Source organism: Microtetraspora fusca (assembly GCF_001570365.1).
In the GTDB taxonomy this organism is placed as follows: domain Bacteria; phylum Actinomycetota; class Actinomycetes; order Streptosporangiales; family Streptosporangiaceae; genus Microtetraspora; species Microtetraspora fusca.
This window is the reverse complement of sequence record NZ_BBYK01000041.1, coordinates 123041-136322: the sequence shown is the minus strand read 5'-3', so window position 1 is coordinate 136322 and position 13282 is coordinate 123041. Positions and strand designations below refer to the sequence as shown.

Annotated in this window: 14 protein-coding genes; 5 read left to right on the top strand and 9 right to left on the bottom strand. The window is 71.6% G+C overall.

Annotation, left to right across the window (positions count from 1 at the left end):
• Nucleotides 1-118: 118 nt before the first annotated feature.
• The 6 genes from mshC to AWQ68_RS07975 all read right to left on the bottom strand — a co-directional run bounded on the left by mshC (nucleotide 119) and on the right by AWQ68_RS07975 (nucleotide 5192).
• Nucleotides 119-1330, bottom strand: a complete 1212-nt coding sequence (gene mshC / locus AWQ68_RS08000) for a cysteine--1-D-myo-inosityl 2-amino-2-deoxy-alpha-D-glucopyranoside ligase (RefSeq protein ID WP_066937707.1) — start codon at nucleotides 1328-1330, stop codon at nucleotides 119-121.
• Nucleotides 1331-1441: 111 nt separating this feature from the next.
• The gene (locus AWQ68_RS07995) at nucleotides 1442-2173 is read right to left on the bottom strand and encodes an NRDE family protein (protein WP_306306795.1); all 732 of its coding nucleotides are present in this window, start codon (nucleotides 2171-2173) and stop codon (nucleotides 1442-1444) included.
• An 88-nt stretch (nucleotides 2174-2261) separates the two neighbouring features.
• Nucleotides 2262-3023 (bottom strand): SCO1664 family protein, encoded by a 762-nt coding sequence (locus AWQ68_RS07990; protein ID WP_066937050.1) that lies wholly within the window; start codon nucleotides 3021-3023, stop codon nucleotides 2262-2264.
• A gap of 67 nt (nucleotides 3024-3090) precedes the next feature.
• Nucleotides 3091-3660 carry a DUF3090 family protein gene (locus AWQ68_RS07985; RefSeq protein ID WP_066937047.1) on the bottom strand — a complete coding sequence of 190 codons (570 nt, stop codon included), beginning with the start codon at nucleotides 3658-3660 and terminating at the stop codon, nucleotides 3091-3093.
• Between the two features lie 9 nt (nucleotides 3661-3669).
• The gene (locus tag AWQ68_RS07980; protein WP_066937043.1) at nucleotides 3670-4377 is read right to left on the bottom strand and encodes a histidine phosphatase family protein; all 708 of its coding nucleotides are present in this window, start codon (nucleotides 4375-4377) and stop codon (nucleotides 3670-3672) included.
• Nucleotides 4374-5192, bottom strand: a complete 819-nt coding sequence (locus tag AWQ68_RS07975) for an undecaprenyl-diphosphate phosphatase (protein WP_066937041.1) — start codon at nucleotides 5190-5192, stop codon at nucleotides 4374-4376. Before AWQ68_RS07975 ends, AWQ68_RS07980 begins: the two co-directional genes overlap by 4 nt.
• 44 nt (nucleotides 5193-5236) lie before the next feature.
• On the opposite strand from AWQ68_RS07975, the gene AWQ68_RS07970 reads away from it, so the two are divergent.
• Nucleotides 5237-6175 carry an aldo/keto reductase gene (locus tag AWQ68_RS07970; RefSeq protein WP_066937039.1) on the top strand — a complete coding sequence of 313 codons (939 nt, stop codon included), beginning with the start codon at nucleotides 5237-5239 and terminating at the stop codon, nucleotides 6173-6175.
• A gap of 288 nt (nucleotides 6176-6463) precedes the next feature.
• Entirely contained in the window at nucleotides 6464-7666 is a 1203-nt protein-coding gene (locus AWQ68_RS07965; RefSeq protein WP_066937036.1) for a hypothetical protein, read from the top strand.
• Between the two features lie 281 nt (nucleotides 7667-7947).
• Here the strand turns inward: AWQ68_RS07965 and fabI are convergent, their stop codons facing one another.
• Nucleotides 7948-8712, bottom strand: coding sequence for an enoyl-ACP reductase FabI (gene fabI, locus AWQ68_RS07960; RefSeq protein ID WP_066937033.1), 765 nt, complete (start codon nucleotides 8710-8712; stop codon nucleotides 7948-7950).
• Nucleotides 8713-8792: 80 nt separating this feature from the next.
• Entirely contained in the window at nucleotides 8793-9497 is a 705-nt protein-coding gene (locus AWQ68_RS07955) for a beta-ketoacyl-ACP reductase (RefSeq protein WP_066937030.1), read from the bottom strand.
• A gap of 77 nt (nucleotides 9498-9574) precedes the next feature.
• Here AWQ68_RS07955 and AWQ68_RS07950 point away from each other — a divergent pair, with 77 nt between their 5' ends.
• Together AWQ68_RS07950 and AWQ68_RS07945 are read left to right on the top strand one after the other, a co-directional pair.
• Nucleotides 9575-11068 (top strand): TldD/PmbA family protein, encoded by a 1494-nt coding sequence (locus AWQ68_RS07950; RefSeq protein WP_066937027.1) that lies wholly within the window; start codon nucleotides 9575-9577, stop codon nucleotides 11066-11068.
• An 8-nt stretch (nucleotides 11069-11076) separates the two neighbouring features.
• Nucleotides 11077-12447 carry a metallopeptidase TldD-related protein gene (locus AWQ68_RS07945; RefSeq protein WP_157545055.1) on the top strand — a complete coding sequence of 457 codons (1371 nt, stop codon included), beginning with the start codon at nucleotides 11077-11079 and terminating at the stop codon, nucleotides 12445-12447.
• A 65-nt stretch (nucleotides 12448-12512) separates the two neighbouring features.
• Here AWQ68_RS07945 and AWQ68_RS07940 read toward each other — a convergent pair whose 3' ends face one another.
• On the bottom strand, nucleotides 12513-12725 hold the full coding sequence (locus AWQ68_RS07940) for a dodecin (RefSeq protein WP_066937021.1): 213 nt from the start codon (nucleotides 12723-12725) through the stop codon (nucleotides 12513-12515).
• Between the two features lie 86 nt (nucleotides 12726-12811).
• Between AWQ68_RS07940 and AWQ68_RS40560 the strand changes: the two genes are divergently transcribed.
• Complete coding sequence (locus tag AWQ68_RS40560) at nucleotides 12812-13123, top strand: DUF3099 domain-containing protein (RefSeq protein ID WP_084463763.1); 312 nt, start codon at nucleotides 12812-12814, stop codon at nucleotides 13121-13123.
• Nucleotides 13124-13282: the final 159 nt, after the last annotated feature.

Below are 13282 nucleotides of genomic sequence, written 5' to 3'. Positions count from 1 at the left end.
TCAGAGCCTCCGGCCTCGGCTCAAACGCTATAGCACCCCTCACGCAAGCAGCCGGGGTTGAGGCGTGCCTGTGAGAAGCTTGAGAGTCAGCTGACCGTCGGCGACGCCGTCGCGACGGTCACAGCGCGACCCCGAGCAGCGCGTCGGCGACGTCCCGGACGAGTGCCGGGGCCTGCGTGTCGGTCCCCTCCTCCTCGGCCCACCGGTCGATCACGCGCAGCGCGCCCGGCGCGTCCAGGTCGGCGGCGATCCGCTTCCGGACCTCGTCCAGCACCGCCCCGCCGTCCGAGCCGGAGGGACGCGCCACCGCCGCCCGCCAGCGGGCCAGCCTGGCCTCGGCCTCCGCGAGCTGGTCCGGCGTCCACTCCCAGTCCGTCCGGTAGTGCCGGTCCAGCAGCGCGAGCCGTACGGCCATCGGGTCGGTGTTCCGCCGCAGGCGGGAGACGAAGACGAGGTTGCCCCGGGACTTGGACATCTTCTCGCCGTCCAGGGCGACCATGCCGGCGTGCACGTACGCGCGGGCGAACGGCCACTCGCCGGTGGCGACGTGCCCCTCGCAGGCGCCCATCTCGTGGTGGGGGAAGATCAGGTCGGAGCCGCCGCCGGCGACGTCGAAGCCGGTGCCGAGGTTCGCCAGCGCGATCGCGGTGCACTCCACGTGCCAGCCGGGACGGCCCGGGCCGAACGGCGAGGGCCAGGACGGCTCGCCCGGCCGGTGGCCGCGCCACAGCAGCCAGTCGAGGGGGTGGCGTTTGCCCTCGCGGTCGGGGTCGCCGCCGCGCTCGCCGAAGAGTTCGAGCATCCGCTCCTCGGAGTAACCCGACACGGCGCCGAACTTCGGCGCCGCCGCGACCGAGAAGTAGACGTCCTCGCCGAGCCGGTAGGTGGCGCCCCGGTCGCCGAGCCTCCCGATCAGCTCCGCGACCTGGTCGACGACCTCGGTCACGCCGACGTACTCGCGCGGCGGGACGATCCGCAGCGCCTCCATGTCGGTGCGGAAGAGCTCGATCTCGCGCTCGGCCAGCTCCTGCCAGTCCACGCCGGTCGCCTGGGCGCGTTCGAGAAGCGGATCGTCCACGTCCGTGGCGTTCTGGGTGTAGTGGACCTCGTGGCCGGCGTCCCGCCACGCCCGATTCACCAGATCGAACGCCAGGTAGGTGTTGGCGTGCCCCAGATGGGTCGCGTCGTAGGGGGTGATGCCGCAGACGTACAGCCTGGCCTCGCCCTCCGGCCTGGTCTCGCGGACCTCTCGCACGGCGGTGTCGTACAGGCGCAGGGGGAGACCCGAACCGGGCAGGGTGGGGATGTTCGGAGCAGACCACGATCGCATGAACCCGAGCCTATCCGCGCCGCGGAGAGCTCGGATCACCCGGGCGGTTTCCGACATATCCCCCAGACTGCCCGGAAAGATCAGCGGGACGGTCCTCCCCCTCCCCGCCGGTCACGCCGTCTCGACCTGGTGCCAGGACGTGACGTCTCCGGGAACCGGGCAGAAGTCGTAGCGCACGCCCTCGTCCGCCAGGGCCACCAGGGTGACCGAGAGGCTCGCGAAGATCTGGCCGCCGTCGAGGACCTTCCGGAACACGAGGGCGCGGGGGTCGTCCAAGGCCAGGCCGTCTCCCGAGGCGATCGGCAGCCACTCCCCCCAGAACCTGCGCGGGGAACCGGAGCCCAGGCGTGCCGGGCGCGCCGCCGCCGCGAACCTCGGCCGGAACCGGCTGACGCGCGGATGGTCGTCGCCGCGCTCCCATCCGGCGTTGACAATCATGTGGACGCCGGCGGGCAGCTTCTCCTCCGTCACCCGCTCGCCGTTCCAGCTCCACAGCCGTACGCCGTCGAGGCCGCCGACGACGAGGTGGAAGGGATCGTAGGCGGCGAGGTCGATCCGGGGCAGCTCGCCCACGTCCGCGGCGCGCAGCGGCAGGTCGCCGCGGGAACGCCGGACCCCCTCCGGCGCCGCCGTCCCCTCCCCGTTCAGCAGGGCGGCCACCCGCCGGTTGGCCGGGTCGACGGCCAGCCAGGTGCCGCCGGCCCGCAGGTCACGCCCGCCGATCAGCCCGGGATGGGCAAGCCAGTATCGCGCCGGGGACATCCACGGCCGCGACACGAACTCGTCCCTGACCCCCGCGAGGAGCACCGGCACCCGGGCCTCGGGGTCGACGCTGACGATCACCGTGCACAACGCTGGTTTCCCTCCAGAATCGGTAGAGACGCATGCAGAGTGCATGGTTCGAACGATTCACACAAGTGTGCCGAATATCTCAAATCGGTGGCCACGGAACCGCGGGCCAGTCATCGGAAGGGTAGGGGTGCACGCCGGCCTCGAGCAGCCGCCGTACGCGCTGCCAGGTGGCCTCCACCTCGGCCTGGGTGAGGAGCTCGCGCAGCCGGCGCCCCAACCGGCCCTTGTCGATCTCGCGCTCGAGATGCACCAGGACCGAGACGGCCTCGCGGGAGAGCGGCTTGCCGCGCCACTGCCACAGCACGGTGCGTAGCTTGTCCTCCACGGAGAAGCAGACCCCGTGGTCGACGCCGTAGATGTGCCCGTCGGCCAGCGGGAGCAGGTGCCCGCCCTTGCGGTCGGCGTTGTTGACGACGGCGTCGAAGACGGCCATCCGGCGCAGCCCGGAGGTCCGGCCGCGGATCAGGGCCAGCAGGTCGACGGCCGGGTCGGCGTCGATCCAGAGCTGGACCATGCCCGGACCGAAGGGACCGTCGCGGTAGACCGTCGGGGGGACGATCCGCCAGCCGGTGACCGCGGCCACCTCGTAGGCGGCGACCTCGCGGGCGGCCAGCGTGCCGTCGGGGAAGTCCCAGAGCGGCCGCTCGCCGCGTACCGGCTTGTAGACGCAGGCGGCGACGAGCTCGTCCAGGCGCACCGAGCAGTAGAGCGTCATGTTCGTGGCCTCGACCAGACGGCCGGCCACATCGAGGGCGCCGTCACGCAGCAGGCGGAGCGCCGTGGCGTCGTCCAGCCCGGCGACGCCGTCCGTGCCGACGGCCGGATCGCTCTCCGCGGTCATCCGGCCCCCCTGCCCGGCGCGCCGCCCGCGCCCCCGGGCGGCTCGCCCGCCCCGCCGCCTCGCTCGCTCACGCCGACATTCCCCCGGGGTGGTGTCCATTGAGACGTACGCAGATGTGCCCCTCCGACCCCAGAGGCTGCCCGCAGAGCGGGCACGGCGGACGGCCGGCGGCGACGAGGTCGAGGGCCCGCCTGCTGAACGCCCGTGCGGCGGCGGGGCTGATGCGCACCCGCAGGACCGCGAGCTCGCCCTCGTCGGAGTCGAACAGCTCGTCCTCCTCCTCCTCGGCGGCCGTGGCCTCCTGCGCCTCGATGATCACCTGTGAGGTCTCGGGATCCCAGGCGAGCGCCATCGTGCCCACCCGGAAGTCCTCGTCGATCGGCAGGTCGAGCGGGGCGTCGTCGGCGAGTTCGACGGGTGCGGAGGCGGGGACGGGCGCGCTGCCTCCGGTGCGGCGCAGCACCTCGTCGAGCAGCTCGTCGAGCCGGTCGGCGAGCACGGCGACCTGGAATTTCTCAAGCGCGACCGTGGTGATCCTGCCCTGGCCGCGGGCCTGCAGGAAGAAGGCCCGTGCTCCCGGTTGCCCGACGGCACCGGCCACGAACCTGTCAGGCGGATCGTAGTCGAAGACCGGCATAACCCGACCTTACGCGGTCCCGGGTCCGCCGCCGACGGCGGCATCGCTCCCGGTGATGTTTTCTCCCCCGCCGTGCTCCTCCGGAACCTCGCTGGGAGGGATCAGATCCGCCACGTCACCGCCGATGTCGTTGAGCCTGAGCAGGAACGGGCGCAAGGGGGTGTAGCGGATGACGGTGAGCGAGGCGGGATAGGCGGTGATCCGCTGGAACTGGTCCAGGTGCAGCCCCAGGGCGTCGGCGACGATCGCCTTGATCACGTCGCCGTGGGTGCAGACCGCGTAGGTCGCCTTCTCGCCCAGCCGGTCGTTCCACTCTCGCACGGCGCGTACGGCGCGGCTCTGCGTGTCGGCGAGCGCCTCACCTCCGGGGAACACCGCGGCGCTGGGGTGGGCTTGGACGACCTGCCAGAGCGGCTCGCGGGCCAGCTCCTCGATCGGCCGGCCGGTCCAGTCGCCGTAGCCGCACTCGCCGAAGCGGTCGTCGGTCTGGACCGTACGGCACCGCTCCTGGCGCAGCGCCACCTCGTGCGCGGTCTCCTGGCAGCGGTCGAGCGGGCTGGACACGATGGCGTCGAGATCGAGGGGCGCGAGCCTCGCGGCGAGCGCCTCGGCCTGCGCTCGCCCGCGCTCGTCGAGGTGGACGCCCGGCGTCCAGCCCGCGAGCACCGGTCCCGTCATCGCGGTGAGGCCGTGCCGCAGGAGCAGGAGGGTCGTCATGAGGAGATCACGCCCAGCGAGAGGAGCGTGAGCAGGAAGGCGCCCGCGAAGACCCGGTAGACCACGAACACGATGGTCGAGTGCTTGGCGACATAACGCAACAGCCAGGCGATCGAGGCGTACCCGACGATGAACGAGACGAGGGTCGCGATGGCGGTCGGCACCGGGGCAACGCCTCCCCCGTCGCCGACGTGGCGCAGCTCGAACAGGCCGGACAGGACCACCGCCGGGATCGACAGCAGGAACGAGTACCGCGCGGCGGCCTCCCGGGTGTACCCGAGGAACATCGCGCCGGTCATCGTGGAGCCGGACCGGGAGGCGCCGGGGATCAGCGGCAGCATCTGCCAGGCACCGATGATCAGGCCGTCGCGCAGGCCGAGGTCGGCGACCTCCTTCTTCTTCCGGCCCATCTGGTCGGCGGCGAGCAGCAGCAGGCCGAAGGCGATGAGCATGCCGGCGTTGAGCCACAGGTTGCGCGCCGGGCCCTCGATCGCGTCCTTGAACAGCAGGCCGGCGACGCCGATGGGAACGGTCCCGAGGCCGATGTACCAGCCCATGCGGGCGTCGAGATGGCCGCGCAGGTCCGGAGTCCACAGGCTGCGCAGCCAGGTCCACAGGATCCGGACGATGTCGCGCCAGAAGTAGATGAGCACCGCCAGCATCGTGCCGAGCTGGATCACCGCGGTGAAGGCGGCGCCGGGATCGGACCACCCCAGCAGCTTCGGCACGATCAGCAGGTGCGCGGAACTTGAGATGGGCAGGAACTCGGTGAGCCCCTGCACGATGCCGAGCACGATGGCCTGGAGAGAGTCCACGATGGGCCAGCCTAAACGGTTCGACGCGCTAATCTGGCCTGACAATGGATCAGCGACTTGTCGGGCGCAGCGGTCTGTCGGTGTCCCGGTTGGGACTCGGCACGATGACCTGGGCCCGCGACACCGGGGCCGAGGAGGCGACCGCCCAGATCACCGCGTTCGTCGAGGCCGGGGGCACGCTGATCGACACGGCCGACGTCTACGGCGGCGGCGACGCCGAGCTGCTGATCGGCCGCCTGCTCCGCGACGTGGTGCGGCGCGACGAGCTGGTGATCTCCACCAAGGCGGTGCTGACCCCCGGCGGACGGCCCGACGCCTCGCGCCGGCATCTCATCCGGGCCCTCGACGCCTCCCTGTCGCGGCTCGGGGTGGACGATGTGGACCTCTGGCAGCTCCACGCCTTCGACCCCGACGTCCCGCTTGAGGAGACGCTCGCCGCCGTCGATCTCGCCGTCTCCTCGGGCCGTACGGCCTACGCCGGTGTGTGCGACTACGCCGGGTGGCAGCTCGCCGCGGCGGCGGTGTGGCAGCGCGCGGCCGACTCCCGCGCCCCCATCGTCTGCGCCCAGGGGGAGTACTCCCTGCTCGCCCGGGACGCGGAGCAGGAGGTGCTCCCGGCCGCCGCGCACGTCGGCGCCGGTTTCCTGGCCTGGTCGCCGCTCGGCCGGGGCGTGCTGACCGGCAAGTACCGCACCGGCATCCCCGCGGACTCCCGCGCGGCGACGCCGCATTTCGCCGAGTTCGTCCGGCCGTACCTGGATGAGCGGTGCCGCAGGATCGTGGAGTCGGTCGCGACGGCGGCCGACGGCCTCGGCGTGTCGCCGCTCGCGGTGGCCCTCGCGTGGGTCCGGGACCGCCCGGGCGTGTCGGCCGCCGTGGTCGGCGCGCGCACGCACGCCCAGCTCCTCGGGGTCCTCCAGGCCGAGCAGCTCGCCCTCCCGTGGGAGATCCGCGAAGCCCTCGACGACGTCTCCGACTCCTGAGCCGCCCCGACGTCGATTTCCGGCGCCCCAGCGTAAAAACGAGAGTTCTTCTCGCGTATCACGCATCGATACCGAATCGCAACTTTCGGCGAAAAAACGGGGCGCATGGGAAAAGAGTGGGAGTCGTAGGGATCGTCCGGCACATGCCGCCCGTCACCTTCACCCGATATTCCACGATATTCGCCGTACGTCTACGGCGGGGCGTGGCCGGGTCGGGGTGGCGGCGGGGCGGCGGACGCGTCCGACGAGCGGGGAAACGACGAATCCGGGATTCGGGAAGGGGAGCATATGGAGCTCGGACGTCATACGTCCGCGATCTCTGCGGGGGCGCTGGCGGTTGCCCTCAGCGTGGGAGTCCCCCTGCTGGCGGCCGAGCCGGCGCAGGCGGCCGACTGCACGGGCAGCGGGATCCTGTCCGGCGTGACCAACGGACTGTGCTCGGTGGTCCACGGCGTGACCGGCACGCTGGACGCGGCGACCGGCGGCGCGACGTCAGGGCTCAGCGGCGCGGTCGACACGGCGGTCGGCGGTGTGACGGGAACGGTGAACGGCACGGTCAACGGCGTGACCGGCACCCTCGGCAAGACGGTGAACGGCGTCGCGGGAACGCTGAGCACGACCGTGGGTGGGGTGACCGACACGGTGGGCGGCCTCGGCAGCGGCGGCGGGCTCGGCGATACGGTCGGCGGCCTGACCCACACGCTCGGAGGCGCCGTCGGCGGCGTGACCGACACCCTCGGAGGCACGGTCGGCGGGGTCACGGACACATTGAACGGGACGGTCGGCGGAGTCACGGACACTCTGAACGGCACGGTCAAGGGACTCGGCCACGCGCTGGGCACTCAGGCCGGTACGGGCGGCACGGGCGGCACGGGTGGTTCCGGCTCAGGATCGCCGGGAGGCGGGGTCGGCGGAGCCGTCGGGGGCGCCGTCGGGGGCGCGGTGGGCGCCGTGAACGACGTCGTGCGAGGTGCGGTGGACCTGACCGGAGGGCTGACCCACACGGAGAAAGACGGTTGCCTCCTGGGGGCCTCCGGCGCCGCCTGCGGCGACGCAGGGGGCGGCACGGCCAAGCCGTCCGGCGAGGACTCGGCGGGAGAGACCGAGGCGGGCACGGTGCGCGGCGAGGCCGGGGACGGCACCCTCCCGACCGAACCCATCCGCCCCCCTGAGAACCGGCCGAACCTGATCGACGAGGGACGGCCCATCCGCCCGGTCGATCTCACGGTGAACCCGGACGACGTCGGCATCCCGCTGCTGTGGCCGGGGCAGTACGTCCCCGGGCTGGCCACCCACATGAAGGGCGCGGCGATCCCGGCGCGGCGGTCGCAGAACGGCATGGAGACGGCGCTGACCGCGGCACTGCTGCTGTCGGCGGTGCTCGCCACCCGTGTGGTGTCGGCGCGCCGCGCCCGCGCGAACGTTCCCGAGTCGATGCCCTTCGAGGGCATCCGGCTCACCGGCTCGCCGGGCCGCCACCGCATGGCGTGAGCCGCGCGGCCATCAGATCTAGTGAGGGGACTGCCGGGTTTCCCCGGCAGGGGAATCGCTTCCTCGATATGGTTCTGCTGTTCGAAACGGGCAGGGCTTGTCCGTCGCCTACCTCGGCCGAGGGAAGCGAGAAGCCGCTCCCTTCAGGGAGCGGAGGAGTCACGAACCGCAGGGCTTGAACCGTACGGCCGTGAATCACTTGGCCTGAGCCCCGGTCGCCGACGGCGCCGCCGCACGACGAGTGCGGCGGCGCGGCGGCGGTGGGAGGGACGACGACCGGGTCAGGCCCCGATCGCGTGGACGCCGCCGTCGACGTGCACGATCTCCCCGGTGGTGGCGGGGAACCAGTCGGAGAGCAGGGCGAGGCAGGCCCGGGCCGCGGGCTCGGTGTCGGTCAGGTCCCAGCCGAGGGGAGCCTTCTCCGGCCAGCTCTCCTCGAACTCCTGGAAGCCGGGGATGCTCTTGGCGGCCATGGTGCGCAGCGGCCCGGCGGCGACCAGGTTGACCCGGATGCCGTGCTTGCCGAGGTCGCGCGCAAGGTAGCGGGAGCAGGACTCCAGCCCCGCCTTGGCCACGCCCATCCAGTCGTAGACCGGCCACGCCTTGCTGGCGTCGAAGTCGAGGCCGACGACCGAGCCGCCGTCCTTCATCAGCGGCAGGCACGCGACGGCGAGCGACTTGAAGGAGTAGGTGGAGACGTGGAGGGCGGTCGCCACGTCCTCCCAGCTCGTGTTGAGGAAGTTCCCGCCCAGGCACGTCTGCGGGGCGAAGCCGATGGAGTGGACGACCCCGTCCAGGCCGCCCAGGTGCTCGCCCACGCGGTCGGCGAGAGTGTCGAGGTGCTCGGTGTTCTGCACGTCCAGCTCGATCACCGGCGGCGGCTCGGGCAGCCGCTTGGCGATGCGCTCGACCAGGCTGAGGCGGCCGAAGCCGGTCAGCACGACGCTCGCGCCCTCCTCCTGCGCCAGCTTCGCCACGCTGAAGGCGATCGAGGAGTCGGTGAGGACGCCGGTGACCAGCAGCCGCTTGCCGTCCAGCAGACCCATGTGTCAGCTCCAGTTCCCGGTGGCCCTCGGCCACCCGTTCTCGTCCGTGCCGGAATGCCTTCCGGGGTGGTTCCAGGAGGTCAGTGGCCCATTCCGAGGCCGCCGTCCACGGGGATGACGGCGCCGGTGACGTAGGAGGCGTCGTCGCTCGCCAGGAACCTGACGACCTTCGCGATCTCGTCCGCGCTCGCCTGGCGGCCGAGCGGGATGCTCTTGCGGATCGCCTCCTGCTGGGCCTCGTCGAGCACGGCGGTCATGTCGGTCTCGACGAACCCGGGCGCGACGACGTTGACCGTGATGCCGCGCGAGGCCAGCTCCCTGGCCAGCGACCGGCCGAAGCCGATCAGCCCGGCCTTGGAGGCGGCGTAGTTGGTCTGGCCGGCCGACCCGAGCATGGCGACGACCGAGGAGATCAGCACGATCCTGCCGCGCTTGAGCCGCAGCATCGGCCGCACCGCCCGCTTGGCGACGCGGTACGCGCCGGTGAGGTTGGTGTCGATGACGTCGGTGAAGGCCTCTTCCTTCATCAACGGCAGCAGCGTGTCCTTGGTGATGCCGGCGTTGGCGACCACGACCTCCACCGGGCCGTGCTCGGCCTCGGCCTTCTCGAAGGCGGCGTCCACGTCCGCCGAATTGGTCACGTCGCAGCGGACGCCAAAGAGGCCCTGCGGGGGCTCACCGGAGCGGTAGGTCACGGCGACGGCGTCGCCGGCGGCGGCGAGTTCGCGGGCGATGGCGAGACCGATGCCGCGGTTGCCGCCGGTGACGAGAACAGAACGAGCCATGCACGGGACGCTATCGGCTACCGCCGGGTAACCCACTTGTCCGCAGGCCACAAGATCACAGGGTTAGGATCGTGGACATGCGCCAGATCGATCCCGATTTCCTCGCCCTGCCGCTCAGGCGGCTGGCGGACGCGGCCCTGCAGCGCGCCCGTGACCTGGGCGCCGAGCACGCGGCGTTCCGCCTGGAGCGGGTGCGCTCGGAGACCCTTCGCCTGTTCGACGCGCGGCTCGAGGGTTCCATGGACGCCGACGACCTCGGCTTCGCCGTACGAGTGATCAAGGATGGCACATGGGGCTTCGCCTCCGGCGTCGAGCTGACGCCCGAGGCCGCCGTCCGTGCCGCCGAGGAGGCGGTGCGGGTCGCCGAGGTCAGCGCGCCCATCAACCGCGAGCCGATCGAGCTCGCGCCCGAGCCCGTCCACGCCGACGTCACCTGGGTCTCCGCGTACGACGTGGACCCGTTCGACGTGCCGCTGCGTGAGAAGGTCGAGCTGCTCGGCGGCTGGTCGGCCGGTCTGCTGGGCCGGGTCGACCACGTCTCGGCCTCGCTGATGCAGGTCAAGGAGCAGAAGTTCTACGCCGACACGGCGGGGACGGTGACCACGCAGCAGCGGGTGCGGCTGCATCCGGTGCTGACCGCGATGCGCACCGACGGCGACCGGTTCGACGACATGCGCACCCTGGCGCCCCCGGTCGGCCGCGGCTTCGAGTACCTGACCGGCACCGGCTGGGACTTCCCGGCCGAGCTGGCCGAGATCCCCGACCTGCTGACCGAGAAGCTCAAGGCGCCCTCGGTCCAGGCCGGCTCGTACGATCTGGTGGTCGACCCGTCCAACCTGTGGCTGACCATCCACGAGTCGATCGGCCACGCCACCGAGCTGGACCGCGCGCTCGGCTACGAGGCGGCGTACGCGGGCACCTCGTTCGCCACCTTCGAGCAGTTGGGCACCCTGGAGTACGGCTCGCCGGTGATGAACGTGGTGGGCGACCGCACCGCCGAGCACGGCCTGGCCACGATCGGCTGGGACGACGAGGGCGTCGAGGGGCAGTCGTTCGACATCGTGCGCGACGGCGTGCTGGTGGGCTACCAGCTCGACCGGCGGATGGCCCTGGTGAAGGGCTTCGGGCGCTCCAACGGGTGCGCGTTCGCCGACTCCCCCGGTCACGTGCCGATGCAGCGGATGGCCAACGTGTCCCTCCAGCCGGCCGAGGGCGGCCCCTCCACCGAGGAGCTGATCTCCCGGGTCGAGCGCGGGATCTACGTCCTCGGCGACAAGAGCTGGTCGATCGACATGCAGCGGTACAACTTCCAGTTCACGGGCCAGCGCTTCTACAAGATCGAGAACGGCCGGCTGGCCGGCCAGCTCCGCGACGTGGCCTACCAGGCGACCACGACCGACTTCTGGCGCTCCATGGAGTCCGTCGGCGGCCCGGGGACGTACGTGCTCGGCGGCGCCTTCAACTGCGGCAAGGGCCAGCCGGGGCAGGTGGCGCCGGTCAGCCACGGCACGCCGTCGGCGCTGTTCCGGGGCGTGCGGATCCTCAACACGGTGCAGGAGGGCGGCAAGTGAGCGAGCGCATGGGCACTCCCCAGGAGACGGTCGAGCGGGCCCTCGCGCTCAGCCGCGCCGACGACTGCGTGGTCATCGTGGAGGAGGGGTCCACGGCGAACCTGCGGTTCGCCGGCAACACCCTCACCACCAACGGTGTGGCGCGGTCCTCGCGGCTGACGGTGATCTCGATCGTGGGGCAGGGCGTGGGCGTGGTGTCCCGGGCCGCGGTGCGTCCCGACCAGCTCGCCGACGTGGTGACCGCGGCCGACCAGGCCGCGAGAGACGCCCAGCCGTCGGAGGACGCCCGGACGCTTCTCGGCGGCGGCTCCCTCGGTGACTGGGACCGGGCCGTCGAGCCGACGACCATCGAGGTCTTCCGCGACTTCGCGCCCGCGGTGGGCGATTCGTTCGCGGCGGCCGAGGCCTCCGGCAGGAGGCTGTACGGCTTCGCCGAGCACATCCTGACCTCCACCTTCGTCGGGACGTCGTCCGGGCTGCGCGCCCGGCACGACCAGCCCACCGGGCGGCTGGAGCTCAACGCGAAGTCGGCGGACATGTCGCGGTCGGCGTGGACCGGCGTGGCGACCCGTGACTTCTCCGACGTGGACGTGGCGGCGCTCGACGCCGCGCTCGCCCGGCGGCTCGACTGGGCCAAGCGGCGGGTGGAGGTCCCGGCCGGGCGCTACGAGACGATCCTGCCGCCGACCGCGGTCTCCGACCTGATGATCTACCTCTACTGGTCGGCCGGGGCGAGGGACGCGGCCGACGGCCGCACGGTCTTCTCCAAGCCGGGCGGCGGCACGCGGGTCGGGGAGCGCCTCTCGGACGTCCCCGTGCGGCTCTACAGCGACCCGGGGCACCCGGGCATCGAGTGCGCGCCGTTCGTCGTCGCGCACGCCTCCAGCCGCGAGCAGTCGGTCTTCGACAACGGCCTGGGCCTCGGCGCCACGGAGTGGATCTCCGAGGGGCAGCTGGCCAACCTGGTGCAGACCCGGCACTCCGCCGAGCTGACCGGGCTCGCGGTCACCCCGTCGATCGACAACCTGATCATGGCGGGCCCGGACGGCGGCCGCTCACTGGAGGAGATGATCGCCGGCACCGAGCGCGGGCTGCTGCTCACCTGCCTGTGGTACATCCGCGAGGTGGACCCGCAGTCGCTGCTGCTCACCGGCCTGACCCGGGACGGCGTCTACCTCGTCGAGAACGGCGAGGTGGTCGGGGAGGTCAACAACTTCCGGTTCAACGAGTCACCGGTCGATCTGCTCGGCCGGCTGACCGAGGTCGGGCGGAGCGAGCAGACGCTGCCGCGCGAGTGGAACGACTACTTCACCCGCACCGTCATGCCGGCGATCAGGGTGCCCGACTTCAACATGTCCACCGTCAGCCAGGCGAACTGACGCCGGGGCCCTGCCCCGGCCCGCCGTACGCTCCGAGGCGCGGCCGTCCCCGTGACGGCCGCGCCTCAGGCGTCTTCGAGGCGGAAGCCGACCTTCAGCCCGACCTGGATGTGGGCCACCTCGCCGTTCTCGATGTAGCCGCGCACCTCGGTCACCTCGAACCAGTCGAGGTGACGCAGGGTCTCGGCGGCGCGGTGGATGCCGTTGCGGATGGCCTGGTCGACGCTCTCCCCCGAAGTTCCGACTATTTCGGTCACCCGATAGGTTCGGTCCGACATGACGTCCTCCCTCTCGCTCGGACACTCATGCTCGTATCGCTACGGCGCTTTCGCGCCCCCACCGTGCGGGGTCTACCGTGGAGTTTGTGAAGCTTTTGGGCCGGAACCGGACAGTACACAAGGTTACGGACGCCAGGCCATCGCTGTCTGAGGACATCCGGCGCCGCGAGATCAGCTACGTGATCAAGATGTCCATCCGTCTTGTGTGCCTCGTCCTCGCCGTCGCCGTGCCGGCGCCGTGGTTCGTGCGGGCGCTACTCGTCGGGGGAGCCGTGGTTTTGCCGTACCTTGCCGTGATCGGGGCCAATGAGCGAGGGAAAGGGCAACCCTCGCCCATGGAAACGACGGAAGCTAACCAAAACGAGATACCACGGCATCGACGCGAGATCGGGTCGTGACAAACTCTTGACGCATCCCATGGGTTGTAGGTGTACAGTTTAGCCAAGCGCTCTGGTCCCCCGTCGGAGCGCTGGTGCCGGCGTTCCGGGCCCCCGTCGGAACGCCGATGAAGCGGCGCCGGGTGGTTTGCCCCCGTAACCACCCGGCGTCGCCCTTCT